Origin of the sequence: Pseudomonas furukawaii (assembly GCF_002355475.1) — a bacterium.
GTDB classification, from domain to species: Bacteria; Pseudomonadota; Gammaproteobacteria; order Pseudomonadales; family Pseudomonadaceae; genus Metapseudomonas; species Metapseudomonas furukawaii.
Map to the genome: position 1 here is coordinate 2,410,250 of NZ_AP014862.1, position 25,441 is coordinate 2,435,690.

Below are 25,441 nucleotides of genomic sequence, written 5' to 3' on the forward strand. Positions count from 1 at the left end.
AACCGCAACGGCACCAACCACAAACGAATTCCATGAGGGCACTGCCATGACCATCGACACCCAGAAGATCATCGAGATCGACCGCCAGAACGTGTTTCACGCCTCCACCCATCTCAAGCAACATGCCCATGGAGAGAGCCCGGCGCGGATCATCACCGGCGCCCAGGGCATCCGTATCCAGGATTCGTTGGGCAACCAGTTCATCGACGGCTTCGCTGGCCTGTACTGCGTGAACATCGGCTATGGCCGCAACGAGATGGCCGAGGCGATCTATGAGCAGGCCAAGCAGCTGGCCTACTACCACACCTACGTCGGCCACACCACCGAGGGCATGGCCACCCTGTCCGAGCGCATCGTCACGCTCGCCGGCCAGGGCATGAGCAAGGTCTACTACGGCATGTCCGGTTCGGACGCCAACGAAACCCAGCTCAAGCTGGTCTGGTACTACAACAACATCCTAGGCCGTAAGGAAAAGAAGAAGGTCATCTCCCGCGACCGTGGCTATCACGGTTCGAGTATCGCCTCCGGTTCCATGACCGGCCTGCCGGTGTTCCACGCTCACTTCGACCTGCCGCTCGAGCGCATCAAGCACACCGTGGCGCCGGTCTACTATCGTCGTCCCGACGACGCCATGAGCGAACTGGAATTCTCCCGCTACTGTGCGCAGAAACTCGAGGAGATGATCCTCGCCGAAGGCCCGGATACGGTCGCGGCGATGATCGGCGAACCGGTGCTCGGTACTGGCGGCATCGTGCCGCCTCCGCAGGGTTACTGGGCAGAGATCCGCAAGGTGCTGGACAAGTACGACATCCTACTGATCGCCGACGAGGTGGTCTGTGGCTTTGGCCGCCTGGGTGTCGACTTCGGTTCGCAATACTACGAGATGAAGCCGGACCTGATCACCGTTGCCAAGGGGCTGACCTCGGCCTACCAGCCGCTGTCCGGGGTGATAGTCGGTGAGCGCGTCTGGCAAGTACTGGAGCAGGGCACCGATACCTACGGTGCCATTGGCCACGGCTACACCTATTCCGGGCACCCCATGGGCATTGCCGCGGCCATCGCCAACCTGGATATCATCGAGCGCGAGAACCTCACTGGCAATGCCCGGGATACCGGTGCCTACCTGCAGCAGCGCATGCAGCAGACTTTCGCCGAGCACCCGCTGGTCGGCGAGGTTCGTGGCATCGGCTTGCTTGCCGCTCTGGAGTTCTCCAGCGATCGTAGCAAGCGCCAACATTTCGATCCCAACCTCAAGGTCGGTCCGATGGTTTCCGCAGCCTGCCTGGAAGAGGGACTGATCGCTCGTGCCATGCCGCACGGTGACATCCTCGGCTTCGCTCCGCCGCTGGTGGTCACCCGTGGCGAGGTGGACGACATCGTTGCCCGTGCCGAGCGTGCGGTGAACAAGGTCACCGACAAGCTGATCAGTAGCGGCGCCTGGCAGGCCAAATAAGGCAACCAGTTAACGTGGCGGGGATTCACGGGAGTCTCCCGCCGCTTTGGTTCAAAGCGCTTCTCTGGGGATTGGCATGCAACAACAACTGACCCTGCAGGATATCTACCGGGCCCGCCGGCGTATCGCCGGGCTGGCCCTGCGTACACCCTTGGTGCGCTCCGAAGCCTTGTCGCGGCGCTGGGACTGCGAAGTCTGGCTAAAGCTGGACAGCCTGCAGCCTACCGGCTCTTTCAAGCTGCGTGGCGCGCTCAATGCACTGCTCGGTCTTGAGCCCATGCAGCGGGAACGTGGCGTGGTGACCATGTCCACCGGCAATTTCGGCCGCGCCCTGGCCTATGCTGGGCAGCACCTGGGCATCCCGGTCACGGTATGCATTTCGCGCCTGGTGCCAAACAACAAGGTCGAGGCGCTGCGACAAAGCGGCGCCGAACTGGTAATCCATGGCGACTGCCAGGATGACGCCGATCGCGAGGCACGCCGCCTGCGTGATGAACAGGGGCTGGCCTATGTTCCGCCTTTCGACGATCCGCTGGTGATCGCAGGTCAGGGCACCTGTGGCCTGGAAATCATGGAAGAGCAGCCGGACATCGACCTGCTGTTCGCTGGTCTCTCAGGCGGCGGCCTGATCGCCGGCCTCGGCCTGGCGGTCAAAAGCGTCAATCCTGCCGCCGAGGTGGTTGGCGTGAGCATGCGCGAGGGGGCGGCGATGCTCGCCAGTCTCGCCGCCGGCCATCCTCTGCAGGTGCCGGAGGTGCACTCGCTGGCCGATAGCCTGGGAGGCGGTATCGGATTGGACAACGCCTGGACCTTCGCGATGACCCAGCGCTACATGGATCGCGGTTACAAGGTCGACGAGGTACAGATTGCCCGCGCCATGCTGCATTTCCTACATGAAGAAAAGATGCTGGTGGAGGGGGCAGCTGCCGTAGGTGTCGCCGCCGTCGAACAGCATCGCCTGGAGCTGTCGGGGCGGCGTGTGGCTTTTGTGGTCAGCGGCCGGAACCTGTCGAATGAAACCTTTGCCGAGGCCTGCCGCCTGGCTGGAGAGCGTCCCTATGCATATCTATAAGCGCAAGCAGATCGCAGAGCGGGTCAAGCTCGATGCGACTGCCCTGGAGGCGGTCGAGGCCGGCTTCGCTGCCCTTGGTCGTGGCGAGGTGGAGATGCCGCCGATCCTCAGCATGAACATCGCCGAGAGCAACGGTGAGGTCGATGTAAAGACCGCACATATCCGTGGCTGGCCGCGTTTCGCCATCAAGATCAGCCCTGGATTCTTCGACAACCCCAAGCTGGGCTTGCCCAGCCTCAATGGCCTGATGCTGCTGTTCTCGGCCAAGACCGGGCTGGTCGAGGCGGTGTTGTTCGACGAGGGCTACCTGACCGACATCCGCACCGCCTTGGCCGGCGCCATCGCCGCCAAGCACCTGGCCCGCGCCGATGCGCACAGCGTCGCGGTGATTGGCGCCGGTTTGCAGGCCGAGCTGCAGGTCGCGGCCCTGCGCTTGGTTCGGGATATTCACGAGGTACATGTATACGCCCGCGACCACACCAAGGCCGAGGCCTATGCCACTCATATGCGTGCCCATCACGGCCTGCCGGTGACCGTGCACACCAGTGCCGCCAGCGCCTGCGCCGAGGCCGACATCGTGGTCACCACTACCCCGGCACGCGAACCGGTGCTGCGCTGGAGCGACCTGCCAAGGGGTATCCACGTCACCGCCATGGGGTCGGACAACCCGCACAAGAACGAGCTGGATCCCACCATCCTGGCCAGTGCCGACCTAGTGGTGGTCGACCGCCTCAGCCAGTCGCAGGCCCTTGGCGAGCTGCGTCACGTCCCGGCACTGCAGCGTGAGGTGTTCGAACTGGGCAGCCTGATTGCCGCGGGCCGCTCCCTGCGCAGCAGTGCCGAACAGATCAGTGTGTGCGACCTGACAGGTACGGGTGTGCAGGATACCGCCATCGCCAACTATGCTGCGCGTCTACTCGAGGGAGTCTGAAATGAGCCCCTCTTTCGCCGACTTCCAGAGTCTGCAACGGATCTTCCCCTTCCAGCGCACAACGGATGATGGACATGTGCGCATCGGCCTGGTGCAACTGGCCAGCGACTTCACCCTGGAGAACGAATGGCGTCAACTGCTCGGCGAGCGGGTCGAGTTGTACAGTACGCGCACTCCCTGCAGCCCTACCGTGACCACCGAAGGGCTGCGCGGTTTGGCGCAGAATCTTGCCCAGTCCAGCTCCCTGTTGGTTCCAGGGCTGGCGCTGGATGTGCTGGCGTTCGGCTGTACCTCCGGCAGTATGCTGATCGGCGAGCAGCAGGTGACTCGCCTGCTCAGTCAGGCTCATCCCGGGGTACCAGTAAGCAATCCCTGGAGCGCGGTCAAAGCCGCCTTACGCGGCCTCGATGCACGGCGCATTGCCGTGCTGACACCCTATATCGGTGAAGTGAACTACCCACTTCACCAGGGCTTGCAGCAGGCCGGTCACGAGGTGGTGGCCTTCGGCACCTTCTCCGTGCTGGATGACGCCGAGATTCCGCGAATCCCGGCTGCTGCAATCGAGGCGGCGGCACTGGAGCTGCTCGCCGGTCAACGAGTCGATGCGCTGTTTCTCGCCTGCACCAACCTACGTACCTTGAGCCTGCTTGATGCACTGGAAAAGCGTCTCGGTTTGCCGGTCATCTCAAGTAACCAAGCGCTGTTCTGGCACACCCTGCAACTGGCGGGCTGCGTACACCGACCGCCGGGCTTTGGCAGCTTGCTGGTAGACAGCTGGGGGCCGCGCTGAGAGGGGAGTTTGTAGCCGCTCATTCGATGGCCTTGAAGGAATATCGGGATGCGTGATAGACAGAAGGGGTTGCTGCTCACTACCCTGGGCATGTTGGTAATCTCTCCAGATGCCTTGGTGCTGCGCTGGTTGGCCGGTGATGCCATGCAGATCCTGGCCTGGCGCGGTCTGCTGATGGCGCTCGGGCTCAGCTTGCTGTTGACCTGGCGCTATCGTACTGAGCTGCCTGTGGCGTTTCACCGGTGTGGCTGGACCGGCCTTGGCTGTGCGCTCTGTTACTGCTTCAGTACCCTGTGTTTTGTGCATGCTATGGGATTGGCCGGGGCGGCCAGTACGTTGCTGATCTTCAGTCTGTCGCCTCTGATTGCTGCCGCCTTGGCCTGGGTTTGGCTGGGCGAGCGCCTGGCCTTGCGCACTCTGATGGCTATTATGGTGTGCCTGGGTGGCGTGCTGTTGATCGTCGTGGATGAGTCACCGGGCAGCAGCCTGAGCGGAAATCTTCTGGCCTTGGTGGCAGCCACTTTGCTGGCTGGCAATTTCACTCTGGCACGCAGCCAGCCGGCGGTGGACATGAGCCCTGCATTGATCCCCGGAGCGCTGCTGGTGTCGCTACTCGGTTTCGTTTTTGGCGGTACTCCGGACTTTGCCGTGCAGCAGTGGTTGGTGCTGGTAGTGATGGCCGGCGTGCTGCTGCCGCTGGCGTTTATGCTGATACAGCTGGGGCCGCGTTGGATCAGTGCCACTGAAGTGGGCCTGTTACTGCTTCTGGAAGTAGTACTGGGACCCTTGTGGGTTTGGTGGCTGCTCGACGAGGCCCCAAGCGGTCAGGTTCTGCTGGGCGGCACCATCATTCTTCTGGCGTTGTGCGGCCATAGTCTGCTGGGCTGGCGGAGTGGCTCTCGGCCTTTGGCCGCCTGAATATTCAGACCAGGATTGAGTATGTCGCCCGGGACATCCGTTCCAGCTTCTCTCCTTGGCGAGCGTGCTTGATTAGTGCCTTTCTGCGTTCAGTTACAGAGTATCGTGAACTCACCTCATGTACGTCTGAATATGCAGACAAAGCCTCCATAGTGAGCGATCTCCATTATCAGGTGCTTGGGCCGTCTCGAGCTACGCCAGATAATCTTCAGTTACTTTTATGAGCCGCATGGTATTCGCGAAAGGCCTGGTGGATGTTCTGGCGCAGCTGTTCGTCGTCCCAGGGCTTGGTGAGGAACTTGTAGATAGCGCCCTGGTTGATCGCATCGGTAACCGATTTGAGGTCGGTGTAGCCCGACAGCACGATGCGGATGGTGTTCGGGTATAGATCCTTGACCCGACTGAGGAACTCGGTGCCGCTCATCTCCGGCATGCGCTGGTCGGAGAGGATCACCTGCACATCGTGCTTGGCCAGCAGCTCGAAGGCGTCCTGGGCGCGGGTGGCCATGAGGATTTTGTAGCCGTCGCGGCGCAGCAGGCGGGCGAGGGCTCGCAGGATGTTCTCCTCATCGTCGAGCAGCAGCAGGGTCTGTGCCTGCTCCTGTTCCTTGCCGGCCGGCTGGCCCGGCTCCAGGGTCAGCATGCGTGCGCGCAGGAAGTCCTGCAGCTCGGCGAAGGGCATCGGCTTGGCGAAGTAGTAGCCCTGGAACTCGTCGCAGTGGCTCTTCTTCAGGAAGGCGAACTGTGGCTCGGTTTCCACCCCTTCAGCGATCACCTTCAGGCGCAGGTGGTGGGCCATGGATATGATGCCCTGGGTGATCGCCGCGTCGTGGAGGTCGCTGATGATTTCCTGGACGAAGGTGCGGTCGATCTTGACCTTGTCGATGGGCAGGCGCTTGAGGTAGTTGAGGCTGGAGAAGCCGGTGCCGAAATCGTCGATGGCGATTTTAACGCCCAGGCGCTTGAGCTGGTGCAGGGTGTCGATGGCCCGCTCGGCATTGTTCAGCAGCACGGTTTCGGTGATTTCCAGCTCCAGCAGTTCGGCATCCAGGCCATGTTTGCTGAGCATGGCGCTGATGCCGGCGACGAAGTTGCTGCGCTGGAAGTGCACCGGCGAGATGTTCACCGCCACGCTCGGCCCGGTCATGCCCTGTTCGCACAGTTCCTTGATCTGCCGGCAGGCGGTGTCCAGCACCCACTGGCTGAGGGGTATGATCTGCCCGGTGTCTTCGGCGATGGGCACGAACAGCGCCGGCGAGATGAAGCCCCTGCTCGGGTGTTCCCAGCGCAGCAGGGCCTCTAGACCGACCACGCGGCCGCTGCGGCCGTCGACCTGGGGTTGGTAGTAGAGGGTGAAATCCTGGTTCTCGATGGCTTTTTGCAATTCGTTGCGCAGTACCACGCGCTCGCCAACGCGCTGGTTGAGATCGTTGGTGAACCACTGGTAGTTGTTGCGCCCCTCCTGCTTGGCCTTGTACATGGCCAGGTCGGCCTGCTGGATCAATTGCATGGGCTGTTCCAGCAGGCCGTCGCTGAGGGTGATGCCGATGCTCGCGGTGACGTGCAGGTCGATGCCCTCGACGCGGTAGGGCCGGGCGATGTCGGCCAGCAGGCGTTCGGCCACCTGCAGCACGTCTTCCTCACGCGCCAGGTCCGGCAGCAGCACGATGAACTCGTCGCCGCCCATGCGTGCCACGGTGTCGCCGGGGCGCACCTGGGCGCTCATACGCCGTGCTACCTCGAGAAGAATCTGGTCACCGAAATGGTGGCCCATGGAGTCGTTGATCGGCTTGAAACCGTCCAGGTCGATGAACATCACCGCCAGGCTGCGCTGGTAGCGCTGGGAAATCTGGCAGCCCTGGCGCAGGCGGTCTTCCAGCAGGGTGCGGTTGGGCAGGCCGGTGAGCACGTCGTGGCTGGCGTTGAAGCTCAGCTCATCCTGGTAGCGAATCTCCTCGCTGATGTCGTTCTGCACGCCGACGAAGTGAGTCAGCTCGCCGCGCTCGTTGAGCACCGGTGAGATGTACAGGTCGTTCCAGAACGGGCTGCCGTCCTTGCGATAGTTGCGCAGTACCACATGGGCTTCGCTGGATTGCGCCAGGCCGTGGCGGATGACGTCCAGCGCGGTCTGGTCGCGCTCGCCGCGCTGGAGAATGCGGCAGTTGTGGCCGATAATCTCGTGCGCGCTGTAGCCGGTGATGCGCTCGAAGGCCGGATTGACGTAGATGATCGGTTGGTCGAACTCCTGCGCGTCGACGATCACCACGCCGTTGTAGCTGGCTTCCAGGCTGCGCTTGAGCAGGCGCAGCTGCTTCTCCGACTCCTTGCGTTCGCCGATGTCGCGTAGCGACAGCAGGCGCACCTGCTGGCCTTCCCAGTCGGTCTCGGAGAGCTGGATTTCCACCTCCAGCTCGTCGCCGGCCGGTGTCTGCAGGCTCCACTCGAAGAGGTCTTCGCTGATGTGCGGCAGGTCGAAGCGCAGTTGCAGCAGTTGCGCGTGGCTGGCGTCGAACAGCTGCTCGGCGGCTGGGTTGGCGTAGCGCAGGGCGCCTGCGTCGTCGACCACCAGCAGGGCGTCGCGGGTGTCGTCGAGCAACTTGCGAAACGACTGTTCGCGCCGCGTGGCCTCCTCGCGCGCCCGCTGTTTCTCGGTGACGTCGATGCCCAGCACCAGGCAGCAGGGTTGCTCGTCGAACTCGAAATCATGCACCAGCACCTCGGCCATGACCTCGTGGCCGGCCTTGTGCCGGTAGCGCCACAACCCGGCCTGCGGGTTGGCGATCGACACATTGCGCAGGTTGGAGTTGAAGTAGGCGAGGAAGCGCTGCTGCTCTTCGCGGCTGCGGATATCCAGCACGCTCATGGCCAGGAATTCCTCCTGCGAGTAGCCGAAGAAGCGCGTCGCGGCCAGGTTGACGGCGAGAAAGCGCAGGTTTTGCTTGTTGAACACCCACATGGGTTCGGGGTTGGACTCGAACAACAGGCGGTAGCGTTGCTCGCTTTCCGCCAGGCGTGCGGTGGCCTGGCCGCGGTCAATGGCGTAGCGAATGCTGCGCAGCAGTTGAGTGCTGTCGAAGTCGCCCTTGACCAGGTAGTCCGCCGCCCCCAGGGCAATAGCGCTGGCGTCCAGGCGCGCGTCGCCCTGGCCGGTGAGCAGGATGATCGGTCGGCTGGCGCCGGCCTGGTGCGCCTGCTCGATCAGCTCCAGGCCCGATTCGGCGCCGAGTCGGTAGTCCACCAGGTAGAGGTCGTGCTCCTGGGCAAGGATGCGGGCCAGGCCCTGCTGGTAATCGGCGCACCAGTCCAGTTGCAGCGGTGCATCCGTCGCCTGGCGCAGCAAGTCGCGGGTGATGACGAAGTCGTCTTCGTCGTCGTCGATCAGCAGCAGGCGCCAGTGGTCTTCGGGTCGGGTCATACGGGCTTGCCATCCACGGGGAGTTCGACGATTTCCAGCCAGTAGCGGCCGAGAGTCTTCACCACCTCGATCAGGCCGGTGTAGGTCACGGGTTTGGTGATGAACGAATTGCTCCCCATGTCGTAGCTGCGCAGGATGTCTTCCTCGGCCGACGAGGTGGTCAGCACCACCACCGGGATGCCGCGCAGCAGCGCGTCGGATTTGATCGCGTGCAGCGCCTCGCGGCCGTCCATGCGCGGCATGTTGAGGTCGAGCAGGATCAGGCCAGGCAGCGGGTAGCGTTCCTCGTCGTCGTAGGGCGCGCGCCGCCACAAGTAGTCGAGCAGTGCTTCGCCGTCATGCACGAAGTGCAGTGGATTGCTGATGCGGCACTCCTCGAACGCCTCCCGCGTCATCAGGCAGTCGTCCAGGTCATCGTCGGCGATCAGGATATGTACGGGGGGCTGTGCTTTCATGGCGTGGGTCCGTCCATTGGCGGGAAGGTGATGCGAAAGGTACTGCCGACGCCGGGGGCGCTGCTGGCTGTGATGCTGGCGCCATGGCGCTCGACGATCTTCTTGACGATGGCCAGGCCGATGCCGGTGCCGGCATAGGCTTCGCGGCCGTGCAGGCGCTGGAAGGGTTTGAAGATGCGGTTCAGGTACTTTTCGTCGAAGCCGATGCCGTTGTCGGTGATGCACAGCACCCAGTGTTGGCCTGCAGGGTGCTCGGCATGGATGCGGATCAGCGGTTTCTCGCCGGCCTTCTGGAACTTCAGGGCATTGCTCAACAGGTTCTGCAGCACCCGGCGCAACTGGCTGGCGTCGCCGCGCACCGGCGGCAGCGGCTCGCGCTTAACCTGCGCGCCGCTCTGCTCCAGGGCGGTCTCCAGGTCCTGCAGCACCTCGTCGAGCAGCTCGTCGAGTTCGAGCTTCTGCAGCGGCTGGCCGCGGGTGTTGACCCGCGAGTAGTCGAGCAGGTCGATGATCAGCGCCTGCATGCGCGCCGCCGCCGAGGTCATGCGCTGCAGGTAGTCGCGGCCTTCGTCGTCGAGGTTGTCGCTGCGCTTGACCAGGCGTTCGGAGAAGGCCTGGATCTTGCGCAACGGTTCCTGCAAGTCGTGCGAGGCGACGAAGGCGAACTCCTCCAGCTCGCGGTTGCTGCGCGCCAGTTCGAGCAGGGTGCGTTTCAATTGTTCCTGGTTAGCTCGGCGTTCACTGACATCCTGAAAATACACCGCCAGGCCCTCCTCGGAGGGGTAGGCATGCACCTCGAACCAGCTCTGCAAGGGTTCGTAGAAACTCTCGAAGTGGCAGGCCTGGTTGTCGTGTCGGGCCTGGTGGTAGCGCTGACCTATCTCGCTGTCGTAGGCGCCGGGAAAGGCAGTCCAAATTCTCTGGCCTAGGATTTCCGTTGCCTTGATATTTAACTGCCGTTCGGCCTCGGCGTTGATGTAGGTGAAACGCCAGTCGCTGTCGAGGGTGTAGAAGGCGTCGTTGATGCTTTCCAGGGTGGTCGCCAGGCGTTCGGCCAGGCGTTGCGCCTGCTTCAGCGCCAGCTTGCGCTCGCTGATGTCCTGCAGGGCGCCGGAGATGCGCACGATCTGCCCGTGCTCGTCGCGCACCGCCTGGCCGGCCACCTGCACGTACAGATGCTTGCCGTGGGCGTCGAGCATCTCCACGTCGAGGTCGAAGCCGATACCCTGCTCGATGCAGGCCTCGACCGCCTCGGTCACCCGCTCGCGATAGGCCGGCAGGTAGAGCTGCAGGCTTTCGTTCAGGTCGGGCAGGGTGCCGGGCGGGAAGCCGAGCAGGCTGTGCATCTCCTCCGACCAGACCATCTGGCGGCTGGGCAGCTCGATCGACCAGCCTCCGAGCCTGGCGATGTGGCCGGCCAAGCTCAGCAGCAGATTGCTCTGGCGCACCTGCTCGGCCACCGCACGCTGCAGGCTGATGTCGCGGGCGGCGCAGTAGATCACCTGGTCATCGGCCAGCGCCGCGCTGAGTTGCAGCCAGAGCTGCTGGCCCCTGGCATCGTGCACACGGATCTCCAGGTCCTTGACCACGGCTCCGCGTTGCAGCTGTTCGATGGCGTTCTCCACCAGGCGGCGATCCTCGGGGTGGATCAGCTCCAGGTAGGGCTGGCCGATCAGCGCGTTTGCCTCATGCCGCAGGGTGTTGGCGAAGGCCGGGTTGACCTGGATGAACTGGCCCTGCTGGCCGATCATGCAGAACATTTCCAGGGACAGGTTGAAGAACTGATCGCGCTCGCGCAGGGCCTGGCCGGCCTGGCGCAATGCGGTTATGTCGCGCAGCACTATGACCCAGCCGCCCTCGTCCACGCCACCGGCCAGCGGCCGGGCGTCGTAGAGCAGGGTGCGCGGGCGTTCGCCATGCAGGACGAGTTCGCCCTGCACGGCCTCGTCGTCCGCCGTCGGCAGTGGCCATTGGCTCGGCTGCAGCGGTAGCACCTGGGCCAGCGACTGGCCGCTGAGGTCCTGCTCGCCCTGCTGCAACAGCGCCTGGGCCGCCGGGTTGAGGAAGCTCAGGCAGCCCCGTGCATCTACCGCCAACAGGCCCTCGGCCATGCTGTCGGTGATCGCCGAGGTGAACTCCAGTTGCTGCTGCAAGCGCTGGTCGCCGGCCAGCACTTCATTGAACAGGCGGCTGTTTTCCAGCACCGACACGGCCATCTGGGCGAACTGCTGGGCAATCACCTGGTCGTCCTCTTCGAACTCCCCTTCGTATCTGTCCGACAGCTGCAACAGGCCGAGGTTGCGCCCGTCCTTGTCGATCAGCGGTACGGCCAGCCAGCCGCGCATCGGCGGGTGCTTCCCGGCATGCTCGCCGAAACCGCGCCAGCGCGGATGAGCTTCCAGCTCAGCTTGGGTCATGCACAGCGGCTGGTTGTGCTGGCAGATCAGGGTGTAGATGCCGCTGCCGTCCGGGCGCGTCGTGTAGCTGCGCCAGGCGGCGTACTTGTCCGACAGCGACACGCCGTTGATCGACTGGGCCCAGTCGTCGCCGCGGGTCAGGCTGATCACCGCCTGGTGCGCGCCGACAACCAGGCGCGCCTGTTCCACCAGGTAGTCGATCAGCGCCTGGTGGTCGAGGAGCTTGGCGGTGGCGATGGCCGCCGCACTCAGGCCGCGCAGTTGCTCGGCCTTGCGTTCGGCGCGCTCCAGGGCCTGCTGCAGGGCTGCGGTCATGCGCTCGCGTTCACTGATGTCCTTGGCGATGCCGAAGATGCCGACGATCTGCCCGTCGACCATGATCGGCAGGTTAGTTACGTCCAGTGCCAGCTGTTGCCCGTCCGGGCCGAGAATATGGGTTTCGAAGCGTTGCGGGATGCCGGTGCAGGCGGCGGCGAAGTGCTGCTCGGTGCGCGCGCGATCGGCCTTGGCAATCATCCCGGCGAAGTGCTCGCCGACGATCAGCGCCTCGCCGATGCCGGTCAGTTGCACGCCAGCGCCGTTGAGGCTGAGGAAGCGGCCTTGCAGGTCGAAGGAGAACACCGGGTCCGGGTTGAAGGTGAACAGCGAGCGAAAGCGTTGCTCGCTCTCCTGCAGGCGCTGGCGGTCGCGGCTGCGGGTGATGGCGATGGCCGCCAGCTGCGCGGCATGGGCCAATTGCTGGATCTGCTCATCATTCGGAGTGCTGGGGCGGCGCTGGTAGATGGCGAAGGTGCCGAGCACCTGACCCTGGTGGGAAATGAGCGGGAATGACCAGCAGGACCTTAGCCCGTGCGTGCGGGCCAGTTCGCGGTAGTCGCGCCACAGCGGGTCGCGCTCGATGTCCTCGACCACCACCAGTTGCCGGCGGAAGGCGGCGGTGCCGCAACTGCCGGCGTTTGGTCCGATGGCGACGCCGTCGATGGCGCGATTGTAAGCCTCCGGCAGGCTGGGGGCGGCACCGGTGTGCAGGTGCTGGCCGTCCTCGTCGAGCAGCAGCACCGAGCACAACGCCTCGGGCTGCTGGATTTCGACCATCTGGCAGATCGCCTCGAGTACTTCGCGCAACGGGCGGTCGGTGGAAATCATGCTGAGGATGTCGCGCTGGCTTTCCGCGTAGGCCTCGTTCTGCACCAGCGCGGTGATGTCGTGGGCCACGGCGAACAGGGTCTGCTCCTCTGGCGACCAGTCGGCCGACCAGAGCACATGTAGCACGTGGCCGTCGCGGTGGCGGTAGCGGTTGCGGAAGGTGCGGGTCGGGTTCCCGGCCATGATGGCGGCGGTCTCCGCCTCGGTCGCCGGCTGATCCCCGGGCAGCACCAGTTCCAGGTAGCGGCGGCCGATCAGCTCTTCGGGCTTGTAGCCGAACAGCTTCTCGCAGGACGGGCTGATCTCGCGGAAGCGGCCTTGGCCGTCGACCGAGCAGAGCACGTCGAGGGTGAACTGCATGATGCGCTGGTTGAGCTTCTGCGCGCGCATCTGCCCGGCCAGGCTGAACTGCAACTGGTCGTTGAGCCGCGCCAGGCGCTGCGAGCGCTCGTTGGCCAGCTAGGCCAGGCGCTGACTGAGCATCAGCAGGAAGCTCAGAGTAAGGCCGAACAGCAATACCACGGTTGCCAGGAAGCGCGAGCCACCCAGAGCTTCCGCACTGGGAACATAGCTGTGCAGTACCCAGGTCTGGCCGTGGTGCAGCTGTACCAGGCGTTCGCTGATGGGGGTGTCGAATAAGGTCGCTCGACCTTGGTTCGAGTCGAAGAGCAGTGATCGTTCCTCGAATAACCTGACTGCCAGTCCTCCTGGCTTGCTATCAATCAGTGTTTTCAGGCTGCCGGTAACATTGACGCTGGCGACTACCAGCCAGGGCTGCTGTCCGGGGAGGTGCAACGGGCTGGCGATCAGTGTGCCAAAAATCCCGTGTTCGTACCGCACCGCCTTGCTCATGTGGGGACTATTATCCTCCAGCACGTGTTGCAGCCAGCCTTGATGCTCAGGGTTGTGGAGGAATCGTCCCAGCCATGTGGAGTGCTCTACCTTGCGGGCATGTACCCAACGTGGCTGGAAACGCTCGTCAAGTACGGCCACCACCCCTAATTGTGGGAAGTCTCGTAGATAGCTGTTGGTTTCCTGCTGCCAGAAGCGCGGCGATGGCAGCTGACCGAGAACCTGCCAGCGTTCCGCCAGACGCTGCATCAGGGCTAGGTGATGTTCAAGTTCGCCGGTAGTCGCGTCCTGTGCTTTGGCGAGCAGCAGGTCGGCTTCGCGACCCAGGCTATCGATAGCCTGCACACTCAGGAGGTACCAGGCGCTACTGGTCAGCAGCGCACCGAGCATACCAGCAGCTAGGGTGATCCGATCGAGCTGCCCACGCTCCTCTGCTGGCAGCCTGCTCAGCAGCAATATGGCGATGCTCAATGTCAGGATGAAGAGGTTGGCGAGATGAGAGGAGGAGTATTTGAAGCCAAGCCTGAGGGCCGGCCAGGTATCTAGGCTTTCCGAGCTTTGCAGCCAGACTGCAAACATTATCCCCGCTATACCGCTCAGCCGAGCGGCACCTCTGGACAGAGTCGAACCTAAGCACAGGCAGATTGCCGGGATGGCTACGAGCAAGATAAGAGCCAGGCCGCTGCGCATACGCAGGAAGCCGCTGAGCCAGGATTGGCCGTTGTCGGCACCGCCGGCCAATTGGTTGTGTGCGAGGGTGTAAAGGACGACACCTCCCAGGAGTGTGGCGAACAGACCCAATAGTCGTGTGGCCTGATGTGTGGCTGCCAGCAACAGGCCACCCATCAGCACTGCCATCAGGGCGCTATCTGGCAGTAGCACTACCTTATGTGGGGTGGGTTGTTCGATAGTGCTGAACCCCAACAAGCCAGCCACGCCAATGCCTATCAGGGCGAAGGCCAGCACGTGCAGGTAGGCTTCGGCGATCAGGTAGCGGGTCTTCATGCCTATTCCTGTAGGGTCTGGGGGCCGAGCAGGCGTAATACTTCTTCCACGGTAGTCAGGCCCTGGGCGATCTTCTCGCGGGCGTCGTCGAGCAGGGTGGTCATGCCCTGTTCGCGGGCCATCGCCTGCAGCTGCATAGCACTGGCGCCCTGGGCGATGGCGTCGCGCAGGCGGTCGCTCATGGTTAGTACCTCGTGGATGCCGACGCGGCCCTTGTAGCCCTGGTGGCACTGGTTGCAGCCCTTGCCCTGGAAGAAGCGCATGCCGCCTTCGAGAAACTCCGGACCGAGGCTCTGCAGGCGCTCGTGCGGCGGCTGCACCTGCTCGCGGCACAGGCTGCAGATACGCCGCACTAGGCGCTGGGCGATGATCGCCTCCAGCGCCGAGGCCAGCACATAGGGTTTGAGGCCCAGATCGAAGAGGCGGGCGATGGTCGCCGCCGCCGAGTTGGTGTGCAGGGTGGAGAACACCAAGTGGCCGGTCAGCGCGGCGTGGAAGGCCACCTCGGCGGTGTCGCTGTCGCGGATTTCGCCGAGCAGGATCACGTCCGGGTCCTGGCGCAGGATGGCGCGCAGCACATTGGAGAAGTTCAGGCCGATGCGCTCGCGCACCGGCACCTGGCCGGCCAGGTCGACGTGGAATTCCACCGGGTCCTCGATGGTGACGTAGTTCTTCTCCGGCGAGGCCTCGTGCTGCAGCAGGGCGAACAGGGTGGTGGTCTTGCCGCTGCCGGTGGGGCCTGTGGCGAGGATAATGCCCTGCGGCTTGTTGACCACGTGCAGCAGGCGCCGCAGATTGTGCGGCGACAAGCCGAGGTCTTCCAGGGACTGCGCCGCTGACTGGCGTTCGAGCACGCGCATCACCACCTTCTCGCCGTTGATGGTTGGCAGGGTGGAGATGCGCAGGTCGACGATGCGCATCGGCGTCTTCACCGTGATGCGACCGTCCTGCGGGCGGCGCCGTTCGGTGATGTCCAGCTCGGCCATGACCTTGATCCGCGATACTAGCGACATCAGCAGCGCGCTGGGGATCTGGATCTTGTCCTGCAGCACGCCATCGATGCGGTAGCGCACCACCACGTGCTTGGTGCGCGGGTGGATGTGGATGTCGCTGGCGCCCAGGCGCAGCGCTTCGAGTATCACCGCGTTGACCAGGCGAATGGCCGGCGGGTCCTCCGAGCTGCCGAGCAACTGTTCGAGGCTCTCGCTGCCGCTGTCGTCGTCGAGGACGATCTCGATGCCTTCGTAGGGGTCGCTGCTGCCCACCACGGTGGTCAGGTCTTCCAGCTGGTTGCCGGGTTCGCCGAACAGTTCGTGCAGCTTGTCCTGCAGTTGGCCCAGGCGGCACAGCAGCGGGTGGATGCTCAGCCCGGTCATGAAGCCCAGTTCGTCGATCAACCCCTGGTCCAGCGGGTCGGCCATGGCCAGGCGCAGACGCTTGTCCGCCACGCGCAGCGGGAGTACCAGCTGGCGGGTGCAGATGGCCTGCGGCACCAGGGCCAGCAGAGAGGCGTCGACCTGGAATTCGCGCAGGTCGATTTCGTCGAACATCAGGTCCTTGCGCAGCAGCTCGTAGACCTTCTCGCCGTCCAGCCACTCGTGCTGCATGAGCTGGCGCAGCACCGGGGTCTTGTGGGTCTGCATCTCCTTGTGCAGCTGCTGGATCTGCTGGGCGTTGAGCAGGCCCTTCTTGTGCAGGAGGATGGCCAGCTGGCTGCGGTTGGTGACGCTGAGCTTGGCCAGGGTCTCCAGGTCGCGGTGCTGCTTCTGGTTCTCCTGCTCCAGGCTGCGGTTGCGCTGCTGCAGGGTGTACTGCTCCAGGGCCAGAGCGATGCTCAGGCGCAAGTCGTCGTCGTTCCACGGCTTGAGGATGAAACGGTACACCGCGCCGCCTTTGATCGAGCCCATCACCGCCTCGGTGTTGGCATGCCCGGTGAGCATGATGCGGATGGTCTCGGGCCAGCGCTCGCGCACCTGGGCGAGTAGCTCGCTGCCGTTCATCCGCGGCATCATGAAGTCGCTGATGACCAGGTGCACCGGCTGATTGGCGAGGATTTTCAAGGCTTCGACGCCGTTGCGGGCGAAGTGCAGCACGTAGTTCTCGCGCTGGAACACGCGGCGCAACGCGGCGAGGATGCCCGGTTCGTCGTCCACCAGCAGCAGCCGATAGGGCGCTGCCGGCGCCTGATCCAGCGGCGCAGCGCTCGGCTCCTGGCCGACGAACAGCGATGAATAGCGTTTGCCCACGGCGACTCCTCAGCGACTCAGAAAACGCAAGGTGACCCGGGTGCCGGTGCCAGGCTTGCTACGTACCAGAATCTCGCCCTGGTGCGCGGCCATGATGTCGCGCGCCACGGTAAGGCCCAGGCCGGTGCCCGAGCCGACCGGGCGCGTGGTGAAGAAGGGGTCGAACAGGCGCGCCTGGTCGTCAACGGCAATACCGCAGCCGTTGTCTTCCACCAGTACCTCCGCCGTGCCCTGTTCGCCCAGGCGGCTGGTGACGCGGATGCGCCCCTGCTCGGCAATGGCCTTGGCGGCGTTGTCCAGCACGTTATACAGCGCCTGGGAAATCTTCGCCGGGTAGCCGGCCAGCTCTGGAAGCTCGGCAAGCTTCAGCTCGATGTCGAGCACCTGGTTGCTCTCGGCTTGCAGCAGGTGACAGGTGCTGGCGATCAGGGCGTTGAGGTCGCAGGGGACGAAATCGTCCTGATCGATATTGGCGAAGGTCTTGAGGTCGGCGACGATGGCGGCGATGCGCTGGGTGCCGACTTCCGACTCCTGCAGCAGGGCGCGGAAATCCTCGAGGATCAGCCCAGTGGCGTGGTCGCCCGGGAGCTTTTCGCCGAGTTCGTCGAGGTAGTCGCCGGCCACCCTCAGGTTGCTGGCGATGAAGCCGATGGGGTTGTTGATCTCGTGGGCGACGCCGGCGGCGAGCTGGCCGACGGCGCGCAGGCGGGCGCTTTCGTAGAGCTGTTGCTGGGTCTGTTCGATGACCTTGACCTGCTCCTCGACGCGCCGTTGCAGCTGTGCGGAGAGCGCCTTGTAGCGCGCCTCGGAAGCCTGCAGGGCGGCATGCTGGCGCTGCAGTTCGGCGAAGCTGGCTTCGCTGGCGTCGTGGTGCAGGTTAGCGGCCAGGCGGTACTTGCCGACGTAGAACAGTACGAACTCCAGCAGACGCGCGACGGCCGCTTGCAGTTGCGGCTGTGTCGGGCAGCTGAGCCAGCCGAGGGTTTCCAGGTTGAACTCCACCGCCTTGGCGCCCGACCTGGGCTGTTCGTCCAGTTGCAGGGCGTGGCCGCTCAGCTCTTGCAGCAGTTGCAGCAACTGCTGCTGGCGCTCGCTCGGCAGCAGTTCGGCCAGGCGCGGATCGTCGTCAAAGCTACGCATCGTTGTCCCTCTGCGCCGCGCTGAGCAGGCGCACGAAGCTGGCCGCGTCGATGCCCTGGGTCTCGGCCAGGCGGTATTCGCGGTCGAGCTGCGGGTAGAGGCGGGCGAGCAGTTGGCGGAAGCTTTCGACCACGCCCTGGCCGTTGAGCGCCGAGGCCATGCTCAGCGGCGCCCAGGGCGTCTGCGCCCAGCGCGCCTGCAGGTCGGCCTCGGCCACCGCGTCGGCCACGTCGCGTTTGTTGAACTGCACCACCAGCGGCAACCGTTCGATGTCCATGCCCAGCTTCTGCAGGTTGTCGGCCAGGTTGTCGAAGGCGTTGGCGTTGTTGTCCTGCTGCGCCGGCTGCGAGTCGGCGACGAAGATCACCCCGTCGGCGCGCGACAGTACGGCCTTGCGCGTGCTGTCGTGCTGCACCTGGCCGGGCACGGTGTAGAGCTTCAGGCGCAGGTCGAGGCCGGCGGCGCCGCGCAGGCCGATGGGCAGCACGTCGAAGAACAGAGTGCGGTCGTCGCGGGTCTCCAGCACCATCAGCTCGCCCTTGCGCTGCGGCCGCAGCAGGGTGTGCAGCTGCATCAGGTTGGTGGTCTTGCCGCTCAGCGCCGGCCCGTAATAGACCACCTTGAGGCTGAGCTTGCGCTCGTGGGGCTGGTAGTCAGCCATGGTCCGACTCGTCGCCGTCGAGCAGCACAGCGCCCTGTTCGTCGCGGCGCACGCGGGTGATGCCCGGGTGTTCGGCTTCGAGGCGACGCAGCTCCTGTTCCTGGCGCTGCAGGGTGCTCTTCTGGCTGCGCACCTGGGCCAGCAGACGCTGGTTCTCGTCGCGCAGCAGGTAGAGGTCGATGGCCGCCTTCAGCGCCGTCTCGATCTCGTAGTCTTCCCAGGGCTTGGACAGGAAGCGGTAGATTTCCGCTCGGTTGATCGCCTGCATCATCGACTGACGGTCGCCATGGGCGCTGAGCAGCATGCGCATGGCGTTGGGTTGGCGCTGCTTGGCGAACTGCAGGTAGGTGATACCGTCCAGGTTGGGCATCTTGTAGTCGGACACGATCACCGCGTACTCGTGCTCGGTGAGAGCCTGCAGGGCCTGCTGGCCGTCGCTGAAGGCATGCACTTCCCAGTGTTGCGGACGCAGCACCCGCTGCAGCGCGCTGAGGATGTGCTGTTCGTCGTCCACCAGTTGGATCTTGATCATCATGCGTCTCCCGGTTGAGCCCCATCGGGCTTGCGCACGAACAGGGTGTAGCGTCCCCCTTCGGAGGCCTCGAAGGCGATCAACTTATCAATCAGCGCCCGAGTCAGCGGCTTGCCCTCGTTGAGCAGCAGCATGCCGTTTTCGGCGTGCAGGTTGCGCGCGAGCAGCATGCCCGGCTCCAGCCGCCGGGTGTCCACTGCGAGGATGCTGGCGTCGGCCAGCACCAGATCCGGCGCCAGGCTGGTGCACAGTTCGATGAAGGTGTCGCACAACTCGGGATCGTAGAGGCGCCCGGCGTACTTCTTGATCAGCAGCAGCGCTTCGTCGCGGTTGAGTCGGCGTTCCAGCACCAGGCCGCGTTGCAGCTCGATAAAGTCCACCGCCAGCTTGAGCAGTCGCGAGCCGAAGGGAATGGCGACGCCTTCCAGGCGGTCGGGAAAGCCGTTGCCGTCCCAGCGCTCCTGGTGGTGGCGGATCAGACGGCCGGCGTCCTGCACGGGTTCCAGGGTCATCAGCAAGCTCTCGCCGAGCGCCGGATACTGGCGGTAGCGCGTGCGTTCTTCCTTGTACAGGGTGTCGGAGGGGCGGCTGAGCAGGTGGTCGTCCCAGGTCAGCTTGCCGATGTTGTACAGTGCGGCGGCCATGGCCAGGTCGTTGCTGCTGCGCTCATCGAGCCGGTGATGCTCGGCAAAGGCCTTGACCAGGGCGATCACCTGGGTGTTGGTCTGGCGCTCCTTGCTCAGGCGCTGGCCCACCAGGTTGGCGAACACCTCGGTGGCGGTGACGTAGCTGCGGCGCATCTCGGCATAGGCCAGGTCAAGCATGTCGGCGGTCTGTTCCAGCTCGGCGGTGCGGTCGCGCACGCGTTGTTCGAGGGTGGCGTTGAGTTCCTGCAGGCGCTCGTTCTGCTCGCGGGTAAGGGCTTCCAGGCGCAGGCGCTCGCGTTCGGAATGCTGGAAGGCCAGGGCCTGGCGGATGATCAGGCGCAGCTCGCCGTCGTCCCAGGGCTTGCTGATGTAGCGGTAGATTTGCCCCTCGTTGATCGCCTTGACCGTGGTGGTGATGTCCGCGTAGCCGGTGAGGAGGATGCGCAGGCACTGCGGCCACCGTTGTTGCACCTCGGCCAGCAGCGTGGCGCCGTCCATGCCGGGCATGCGCGCGTCGGAGATCACCAGGTCCGCCGACTGCTGCTCGAGCAGGGCCAGCGCGGCCTCGCCGCTGCCGGCGGTGAGCAGTCGATAGGGCTCGTTGCGCAGCACGCGGCGCAGACTGTTGAGGATATTGTCCTCGTCGTCCACCAACAGCAGGGTGGCGAGCGAGGCGGGCGTGGCGCTGGTCATGCCGTCGTTGCGTCCTGTTGCGCCACGGAGTCTGGCTGCCGCACGGGCAGCCAGACCCGGAAGCGCGTGCCGAGTCCTGGTGCGCTGTCGACCTCGATACGGCCGTTGTGTTTCTGCACGATGCTGTAAGACAGCGCCAGACCCAGTCCGGTGCCCTTGCCCACCGGCTTGGTGGTAAAGAAGGGCTCGAAGATGCGGTTCAGGGTCTTGGCGTCGATGCCCTTGCCGGTGTCCTCCACTTCGATCCAGGCCCAGACGCCGTCGCTGCCAGTGCGCAGGGTGATGCGGCCGAACTGCTCGATGGCGTGGGCGGCATTGACCAGCAGGTTCATCACCACCTGGTTGATCTGCGAGGGGATGCACTCCACCTCCGCCAGCACGCCGTATTCCTTGACCACTTCGGCCTTGTACTTGAGCTCGTTGTTGACGACGTTGAGCGTGGTGTCGAGGCCGCGGTGCAGGTCGGCGGGGCGGAATTCCTCCTCCTCGATATGGGAGAAGTCCTTGAGCGCGCTGATGATGCGCTTGACCCGGTCGATGCCATCTTCCGACTCGTTGATCAGTGCTTCCACGTCGCCGCGGATGTAGTCGTACTCCAGGTCGCGCTTGAGTTGGCGCAGCTCGTCCAGATCGGTGGCGCTATCCACCGCATCGGTGATCTTCAGCAGGGCGCGGACGTAGCCGTCGAGGGACTTGAGGTTGGAAAATACGTAGCCGATGGGGTTGTTGATCTCGTGCGCCACCCCGGCGGCCAACTGGCCAATGGCCGCCAGCTTCTCCGACTGCAGCAGCTGGCTGTTGGCGGTTTCCAGCTTGCGTAGCAGTTGTTCCTGCTCGCTCTGTTTATGGTTGAGCGCCTTCAGCGCCGTCTCCAGGTGCTCGCTCGTCTTGGCGACTGCGTTGGTGTCGTACATCAGCAGACCGAAGCAGCGTTCGCCGTTCGCCGCCTCGAAGGGAAAGAACAAGGTGCTCTGCAGCTGCCGCTCGTGTTCGTCGCTGTCGCTGCTGAGCTTGACCAGCGGCAGATTGTCCAGCCAGTGACTGTAGACGTGCTTGGCGCGCTCGCGAGCTAGTTTAACGACCTTCACGAAGTGCTCGCCGTTGGCTTCGGGGAAGACATCAACGAAGGGTTTTCCCCGTGCTTGCTCCAGCGGCCTGCCACTACGCTCGCTGATAAAACGATTCCAAGTCATCACGCGGAGTTCATCGTCCAGAATGATGACGCCTATTTCGATCTGCTCGACCAGCTCATGGAAAAGGCTTCTTGGATTGTTGTCCATGTTGACTCCAGCCTGGCTGAGATTATCGGGGCGTCGATTGCCGGGATTCATTGGGGTGATGGCGATTTGGCATGCCTCGCTGTCGACACTGCCGTAAGGCTAGCCCAATGAGATAGAGGCGCTAGCAGTCCAACTATCGTCGGCCACCGAGGGGTACGGCTGGCGTACCGTTCAGTGGCGCTTATCTGCAGGGGCTTGCAAAAGCGCTACGGCTGTGGCTTTGAGTTACTGGAAGCGCTTTTCATAAGAGGAGCAGCCATGCAGCGGATAGAAGGTTCCTCGTTATATTTTGAGGTTATTCATAAGTGAGCGAGCAGTTCAATTGCCTAGGAGAGGAAATCAGGTTTTGACGAGGACGCCGCTATTGAGTAGAGGCTGTGCTTGGTCCGTAGTAAACGCAGATAATGCCGGTGATCCTCCCGCAACTCGTTGTAATTGGGTATTTCTGTATATGGATGAGGTGCAGGGCATTGTCGGCCCTCGGTAATAGTATCGTTGACTTAATCTGGCTGATTTTTCCGTAATGATGTCTTGATCTTTTCGAATGATGCTGTTGGCATGCCCCTTCCATGGCAGGTCGTAATCGGACAGCCAGATTATCTTTTCGGAATCTTCGAGTCCGGCATCTTTCAGGAATGCTGAGTTTCCACCCAGATAACTAGAATATCTATGTAAGGCATGGGCTCTATTGGGTCTGGTTGATGGATGTTTGAGTTCATGTCTCTGACGGTGGTAGTTGGATGTCAGGTTGCCGTTGTGTCTGGGAGCAATTTTCAACTGCATGCCGAGTTGCTGCAAGGCTACTGATGGTCCGCGTGGCTTGGGTATAGGTACAGGTACCTATGTAGAGCCCAGAGTTCCGGTGTTAAAACGTTTTTTGATTTTGGTGGTGATCCGCTGGTGCTGATGCGCCTAGTCTGATCCAGCCCTCCAGCAGGTCGCGAAGAGAGGTGGCATCCATCTTCTTCATTATGCGGGCGCGATGTATGTCAATGGTTTTTTTACTGTTGTGAAGGTGACTGGCAATCTCTCGGCTGGTCATTCCCGTTAGCAAAAGATCCATTACGGATCGTTCGCTTGGCGTTAAGGATGATACGCGCTTTTGGTAGTCGGAAATTAGCATGTTTTTGGCGAAAAAAGCTTGAGCTGGTTCCAGCAGGTTTCTCAATTTTTCAAGTAGCTGATCGTTATAAAATGGCTTTTCTATAATGTCTATCGCGCCGGCTTTGATCAGTTTGATTGCGGTTTCGATGGTTGCATGGCCGGTGAGTATCAATACGACCAAGTTAAGTCGGGTCTTGGTTATTTTGTGGAGAACTTGCTCGCCGCTGAGGCCAGGCATTGCAAGATCGAGAATCACGCAGCCGGGGCTGTTATCATATTTTTCGATAAAATCTGCCCCGCTTGAGTAAAGCTTTACATCGTAGCCTGCGTTTACAAGCAAACGATTCAGGGCGGCGCGTACGCCGTGGTCATCGTCGACGATATGAATAATGATTTTTTCTTTGTGTTTGTTCACGTAAAGCTCTCTGTTGCTACCTGTTTTTTCAATGATTATCGATAATTGACTACCGAAAACCTGCTCTTTGAAACGGCTCTTTATGGTGTTGAGACCAGATGGTTACGGCGGCCGTGTGGCAAGCCCTTTGTCTAGAGCGCGTGGTGATTTAATAGCCTGAGCGAACTTGGAATACAACCGGAGGCTGGTCATGACATTAGATTCTGAGCGACAGATCATTGACTATCGGCTGGCTTTCGCCGGGCAGGCGGCGCTGGAGCTGCGGGTTCGCTTGGGAGAGGCGTGCGCCCCGGCGCAGAACGTCCCCGATTGGGCGCGTCTGGCCTTCCAGCAATGTCCGCATTGCCCGCTTAAGGCCGAGGCCGAGGCAGAGCGTGCCTGTCCCTTCGCCCTGGCACTGCAGCAACCGGTGCGCCTGCTGGCCGGGCACGCGTCGTTCGAGGCGGTCGAAGTACAGGTGCAACACCGCGGGCGCGAGGTGCGCCAGCGCACCACCTTGCAACGCGCGGCGGGCTCGCTGCTCGGCCTGCTCGGCGCCACCAGCGGCTGTCCACATACCCGTTTTCTGGAGGCCATGGCCTGGTTCCATCTCCCCTTCAGCAGCAGCGACGAGACGCTGTTCCGGGTGCTTGGCACCTACCTGCTCGGGCAGCACCTGAAGGCGCAGAAAGGCCTGGTCGCGGACTGGCAACTGGACGGCCTGCGCGAGGGCTACCGCAACCTGCGCAAGGTCAATCAGGGCATGGCCAAGCGCCTGCAGGCGGCCTGCAACGAGGACTCCAGCCTCAACGGCCTGGTCCTGCTGGATCTGCTCGCCGCCGACACCCTGTACAGCCTGGAGCAGAGCGAAGGGGATCTGGATAGCTATTTCTCTTGGTACTTTGATGCCTCTATAGATATCTAGATGCAATTCACAACGAGGCCGCCGCTGTAGCCGTTATGCGTGCTGCCGAGCGAATCGGCGATGAACTGCTCAAGCAACTGTTCAACGTGATTTGCCGCATGAACCTGGATGCCGCTCAGCTGCGCTCGATCCGGGATGATGTCACAGTATAAGGGCTGCGGCGGGCGTGAAGCGGTGTGGCTCCAGTCGCCCTGGCATGAGCTGGCAGGAGAGCTAGGGGCGCTCTCGGGCGCAGCAAAAAGGGGGTCGAAGCCCCCGCGGTTCAGAGCAACCCACCCTCGGCAAAAGACACCGTGCGTTGGCCTGCCACTATGATGTGATCCAGCGAGCGCACGTCGACGAGCGCCAAGGCTTCTTTCAGGCGCTGCGTAATCACCTTGTCCGCCTGGCTCGGCTCCGGGGGCCCACTCGGATGGTTGTGCGAGAAAATCACTGCAGCGGCATTCATGCGCAGTGCTTCCTTGACCACTTCGCGCGGGTAGACCGAGGCGCTGTCGATGGTGCCGCGGAACATCTCGACGTACTGGATCAGGTGGTGCTTGGCATCCAGAAACAGTGTCGCGAAAACCTCGTGCTCGAATCCAGCCAGCTTGGCGATCAGGTACTCCTTGACCAGCTCTGGTGACGTGAAGGCTTCGCCTCGTTGAACCTTTTGCTCGATGACTTTGCGCGCCGCGGCCAGTATCTGTTCGGCAGTGGCCGGCAGGTAGCGACCTTGCTCGTCGCGAATCATCAGGGAAGCGTCAAAGGCGAGAGAAAACTGCGACATGATCGTGCTCCAGTTGCTCGGGCGGAATTGCCCGGAACCGGTTCAGCACGGCGCAGCACAGCAGTCAGGGGGCGATAGCCGGCTTTGCTGCAAATGCGCGAAGCGCATGCAGCCCTTGACGGCGAGAACGCCGTGATAGGGTGAGAGGAAACAGCAAGACCGTTATTCCACCGATCTCACAGGCGCCACCAGCAAGCGCAGCGCGCAGGCTCTATTGACCCGGCGACAAACGCCCGGAGGCGTTGTGGGCAAGCAGCAGAATTGCAGCCATGGCGTGCACCACGCACTGCGGGAGGCAGGAGACAGATTCTCGCTATGTGACCAATGACCCACCCTTGTAGGGTAGGCAAGTGTCCACTACCGAAATATGCTCCGGTCGCTGCGCTAACGAAGTGCAAACAGGCAGGACGCTGACCCCATGCACTCCGTTAGCTCAGAACCTTCCTTCCTGGCCTGTTTAAATGGCGTAGAGCTGGCTTCGCGGGCATCGGTGCGCGAAACGGCGGCTGTTGTGGTGCTAGGCGAGAAGGCTGACGGTGTTCGGGCCGGTCTGCACGGCCCGGCGGATCAGCCGCTGCGGCGTCCACTCGGCATGC

At 63.0% G+C, this 25,441-nt stretch carries 18 protein-coding genes; 6 read left to right on the plus strand and 12 right to left on the minus strand.

Annotation, left to right across the window (positions count from 1 at the left end):
- Positions 1-46 precede the first annotated feature (46 nt).
- The 5 genes from KF707C_RS11285 to KF707C_RS11305 all read left to right on the plus strand — a co-directional run bounded on the left by KF707C_RS11285 (position 47) and on the right by KF707C_RS11305 (position 5,164).
- A complete protein-coding gene (locus KF707C_RS11285; RefSeq protein ID WP_003449903.1) occupies positions 47-1,453 on the plus strand; it encodes an aspartate aminotransferase family protein in 1,407 nt (468 codons plus the stop codon).
- 76 nt (positions 1,454-1,529) lie between these two features.
- Positions 1,530-2,525 carry a hydroxyectoine utilization dehydratase EutB gene (gene eutB / locus KF707C_RS11290; protein WP_003449901.1) on the plus strand — a complete coding sequence of 332 codons (996 nt, stop codon included), beginning with the start codon at positions 1,530-1,532 and terminating at the stop codon, positions 2,523-2,525.
- A complete protein-coding gene (locus KF707C_RS11295) occupies positions 2,512-3,456 on the plus strand; it encodes a cyclodeaminase (RefSeq protein ID WP_003449899.1) in 945 nt (314 codons plus the stop codon). The genes eutB and KF707C_RS11295 overlap by 14 nt, the downstream gene beginning before the upstream one ends.
- 1 nt (position 3,457) lies before the next feature.
- Complete coding sequence (locus KF707C_RS11300) at positions 3,458-4,246, plus strand: maleate cis-trans isomerase family protein (RefSeq protein ID WP_003449897.1); 789 nt, start codon at positions 3,458-3,460, stop codon at positions 4,244-4,246.
- Positions 4,247-4,294: 48 nt separating this feature from the next.
- Complete coding sequence (locus KF707C_RS11305; protein WP_051050703.1) at positions 4,295-5,164, plus strand: DMT family transporter; 870 nt, start codon at positions 4,295-4,297, stop codon at positions 5,162-5,164.
- A 208-nt stretch (positions 5,165-5,372) separates the two neighbouring features.
- Here KF707C_RS11305 and KF707C_RS11310 read toward each other — a convergent pair whose 3' ends face one another.
- The 11 genes from KF707C_RS11310 to KF707C_RS11360 all read right to left on the minus strand — a co-directional run bounded on the left by KF707C_RS11310 (position 5,373) and on the right by KF707C_RS11360 (position 23,172).
- On the minus strand, positions 5,373-8,579 hold the full coding sequence (locus KF707C_RS11310; protein WP_003449890.1) for an EAL domain-containing protein: 3,207 nt from the start codon (positions 8,577-8,579) through the stop codon (positions 5,373-5,375).
- Positions 8,576-9,034, minus strand: coding sequence for a response regulator (locus KF707C_RS11315; RefSeq protein ID WP_003449888.1), 459 nt, complete (start codon positions 9,032-9,034; stop codon positions 8,576-8,578). The genes KF707C_RS11310 and KF707C_RS11315 overlap by 4 nt, the downstream gene beginning before the upstream one ends.
- The gene (locus KF707C_RS11320; RefSeq protein WP_003449886.1) at positions 9,031-13,011 is read right to left on the minus strand and encodes a PAS domain S-box protein; all 3,981 of its coding nucleotides are present in this window, start codon (positions 13,009-13,011) and stop codon (positions 9,031-9,033) included. Before KF707C_RS11320 ends, KF707C_RS11315 begins: the two co-directional genes overlap by 4 nt.
- 45 nt (positions 13,012-13,056) lie before the next feature.
- Positions 13,057-14,454: a hypothetical protein gene (locus KF707C_RS29590; protein WP_003449884.1), complete on the minus strand. Its 1,398-nt coding sequence runs from the start codon at positions 14,452-14,454 to the stop codon at positions 13,057-13,059.
- A gap of 2 nt (positions 14,455-14,456) precedes the next feature.
- Positions 14,457-16,700: an ATPase, T2SS/T4P/T4SS family gene (locus tag KF707C_RS11330; RefSeq protein ID WP_003449881.1), complete on the minus strand. Its 2,244-nt coding sequence runs from the start codon at positions 16,698-16,700 to the stop codon at positions 14,457-14,459.
- 9 nt (positions 16,701-16,709) lie between these two features.
- Complete coding sequence (locus tag KF707C_RS11335) at positions 16,710-17,840, minus strand: sensor histidine kinase (protein WP_003449878.1); 1,131 nt, start codon at positions 17,838-17,840, stop codon at positions 16,710-16,712.
- Positions 17,833-18,501: a GTP-binding protein gene (locus tag KF707C_RS11340; RefSeq protein WP_003449876.1), complete on the minus strand. Its 669-nt coding sequence runs from the start codon at positions 18,499-18,501 to the stop codon at positions 17,833-17,835. The genes KF707C_RS11335 and KF707C_RS11340 overlap by 8 nt, the downstream gene beginning before the upstream one ends.
- Positions 18,494-19,033, minus strand: coding sequence for a response regulator (locus tag KF707C_RS11345; protein ID WP_036992018.1), 540 nt, complete (start codon positions 19,031-19,033; stop codon positions 18,494-18,496). Before KF707C_RS11345 ends, KF707C_RS11340 begins: the two co-directional genes overlap by 8 nt.
- Positions 19,033-20,373: an HD domain-containing phosphohydrolase gene (locus tag KF707C_RS11350; RefSeq protein WP_003449871.1), complete on the minus strand. Its 1,341-nt coding sequence runs from the start codon at positions 20,371-20,373 to the stop codon at positions 19,033-19,035. The genes KF707C_RS11345 and KF707C_RS11350 overlap by 1 nt, the downstream gene beginning before the upstream one ends.
- A complete protein-coding gene (locus KF707C_RS11355; protein ID WP_003449869.1) occupies positions 20,370-21,653 on the minus strand; it encodes an ATP-binding protein in 1,284 nt (427 codons plus the stop codon). Before KF707C_RS11355 ends, KF707C_RS11350 begins: the two co-directional genes overlap by 4 nt.
- A gap of 865 nt (positions 21,654-22,518) precedes the next feature.
- The gene (locus tag KF707C_RS11360) at positions 22,519-23,172 is read right to left on the minus strand and encodes a response regulator transcription factor (protein WP_051050702.1); all 654 of its coding nucleotides are present in this window, start codon (positions 23,170-23,172) and stop codon (positions 22,519-22,521) included.
- Positions 23,173-23,362: 190 nt separating this feature from the next.
- On the opposite strand from KF707C_RS11360, the gene KF707C_RS11365 reads away from it, so the two are divergent.
- Positions 23,363-24,076, plus strand: a complete 714-nt coding sequence (locus KF707C_RS11365; protein ID WP_003449868.1) for a DUF6901 family protein — start codon at positions 23,363-23,365, stop codon at positions 24,074-24,076.
- 262 nt (positions 24,077-24,338) lie between these two features.
- Here KF707C_RS11365 and radC read toward each other — a convergent pair whose 3' ends face one another.
- The gene (gene radC / locus KF707C_RS11370) at positions 24,339-24,845 is read right to left on the minus strand and encodes a RadC family protein (RefSeq protein ID WP_003449866.1); all 507 of its coding nucleotides are present in this window, start codon (positions 24,843-24,845) and stop codon (positions 24,339-24,341) included.
- Between the last annotated feature and the right edge of the window lie 596 nt (positions 24,846-25,441).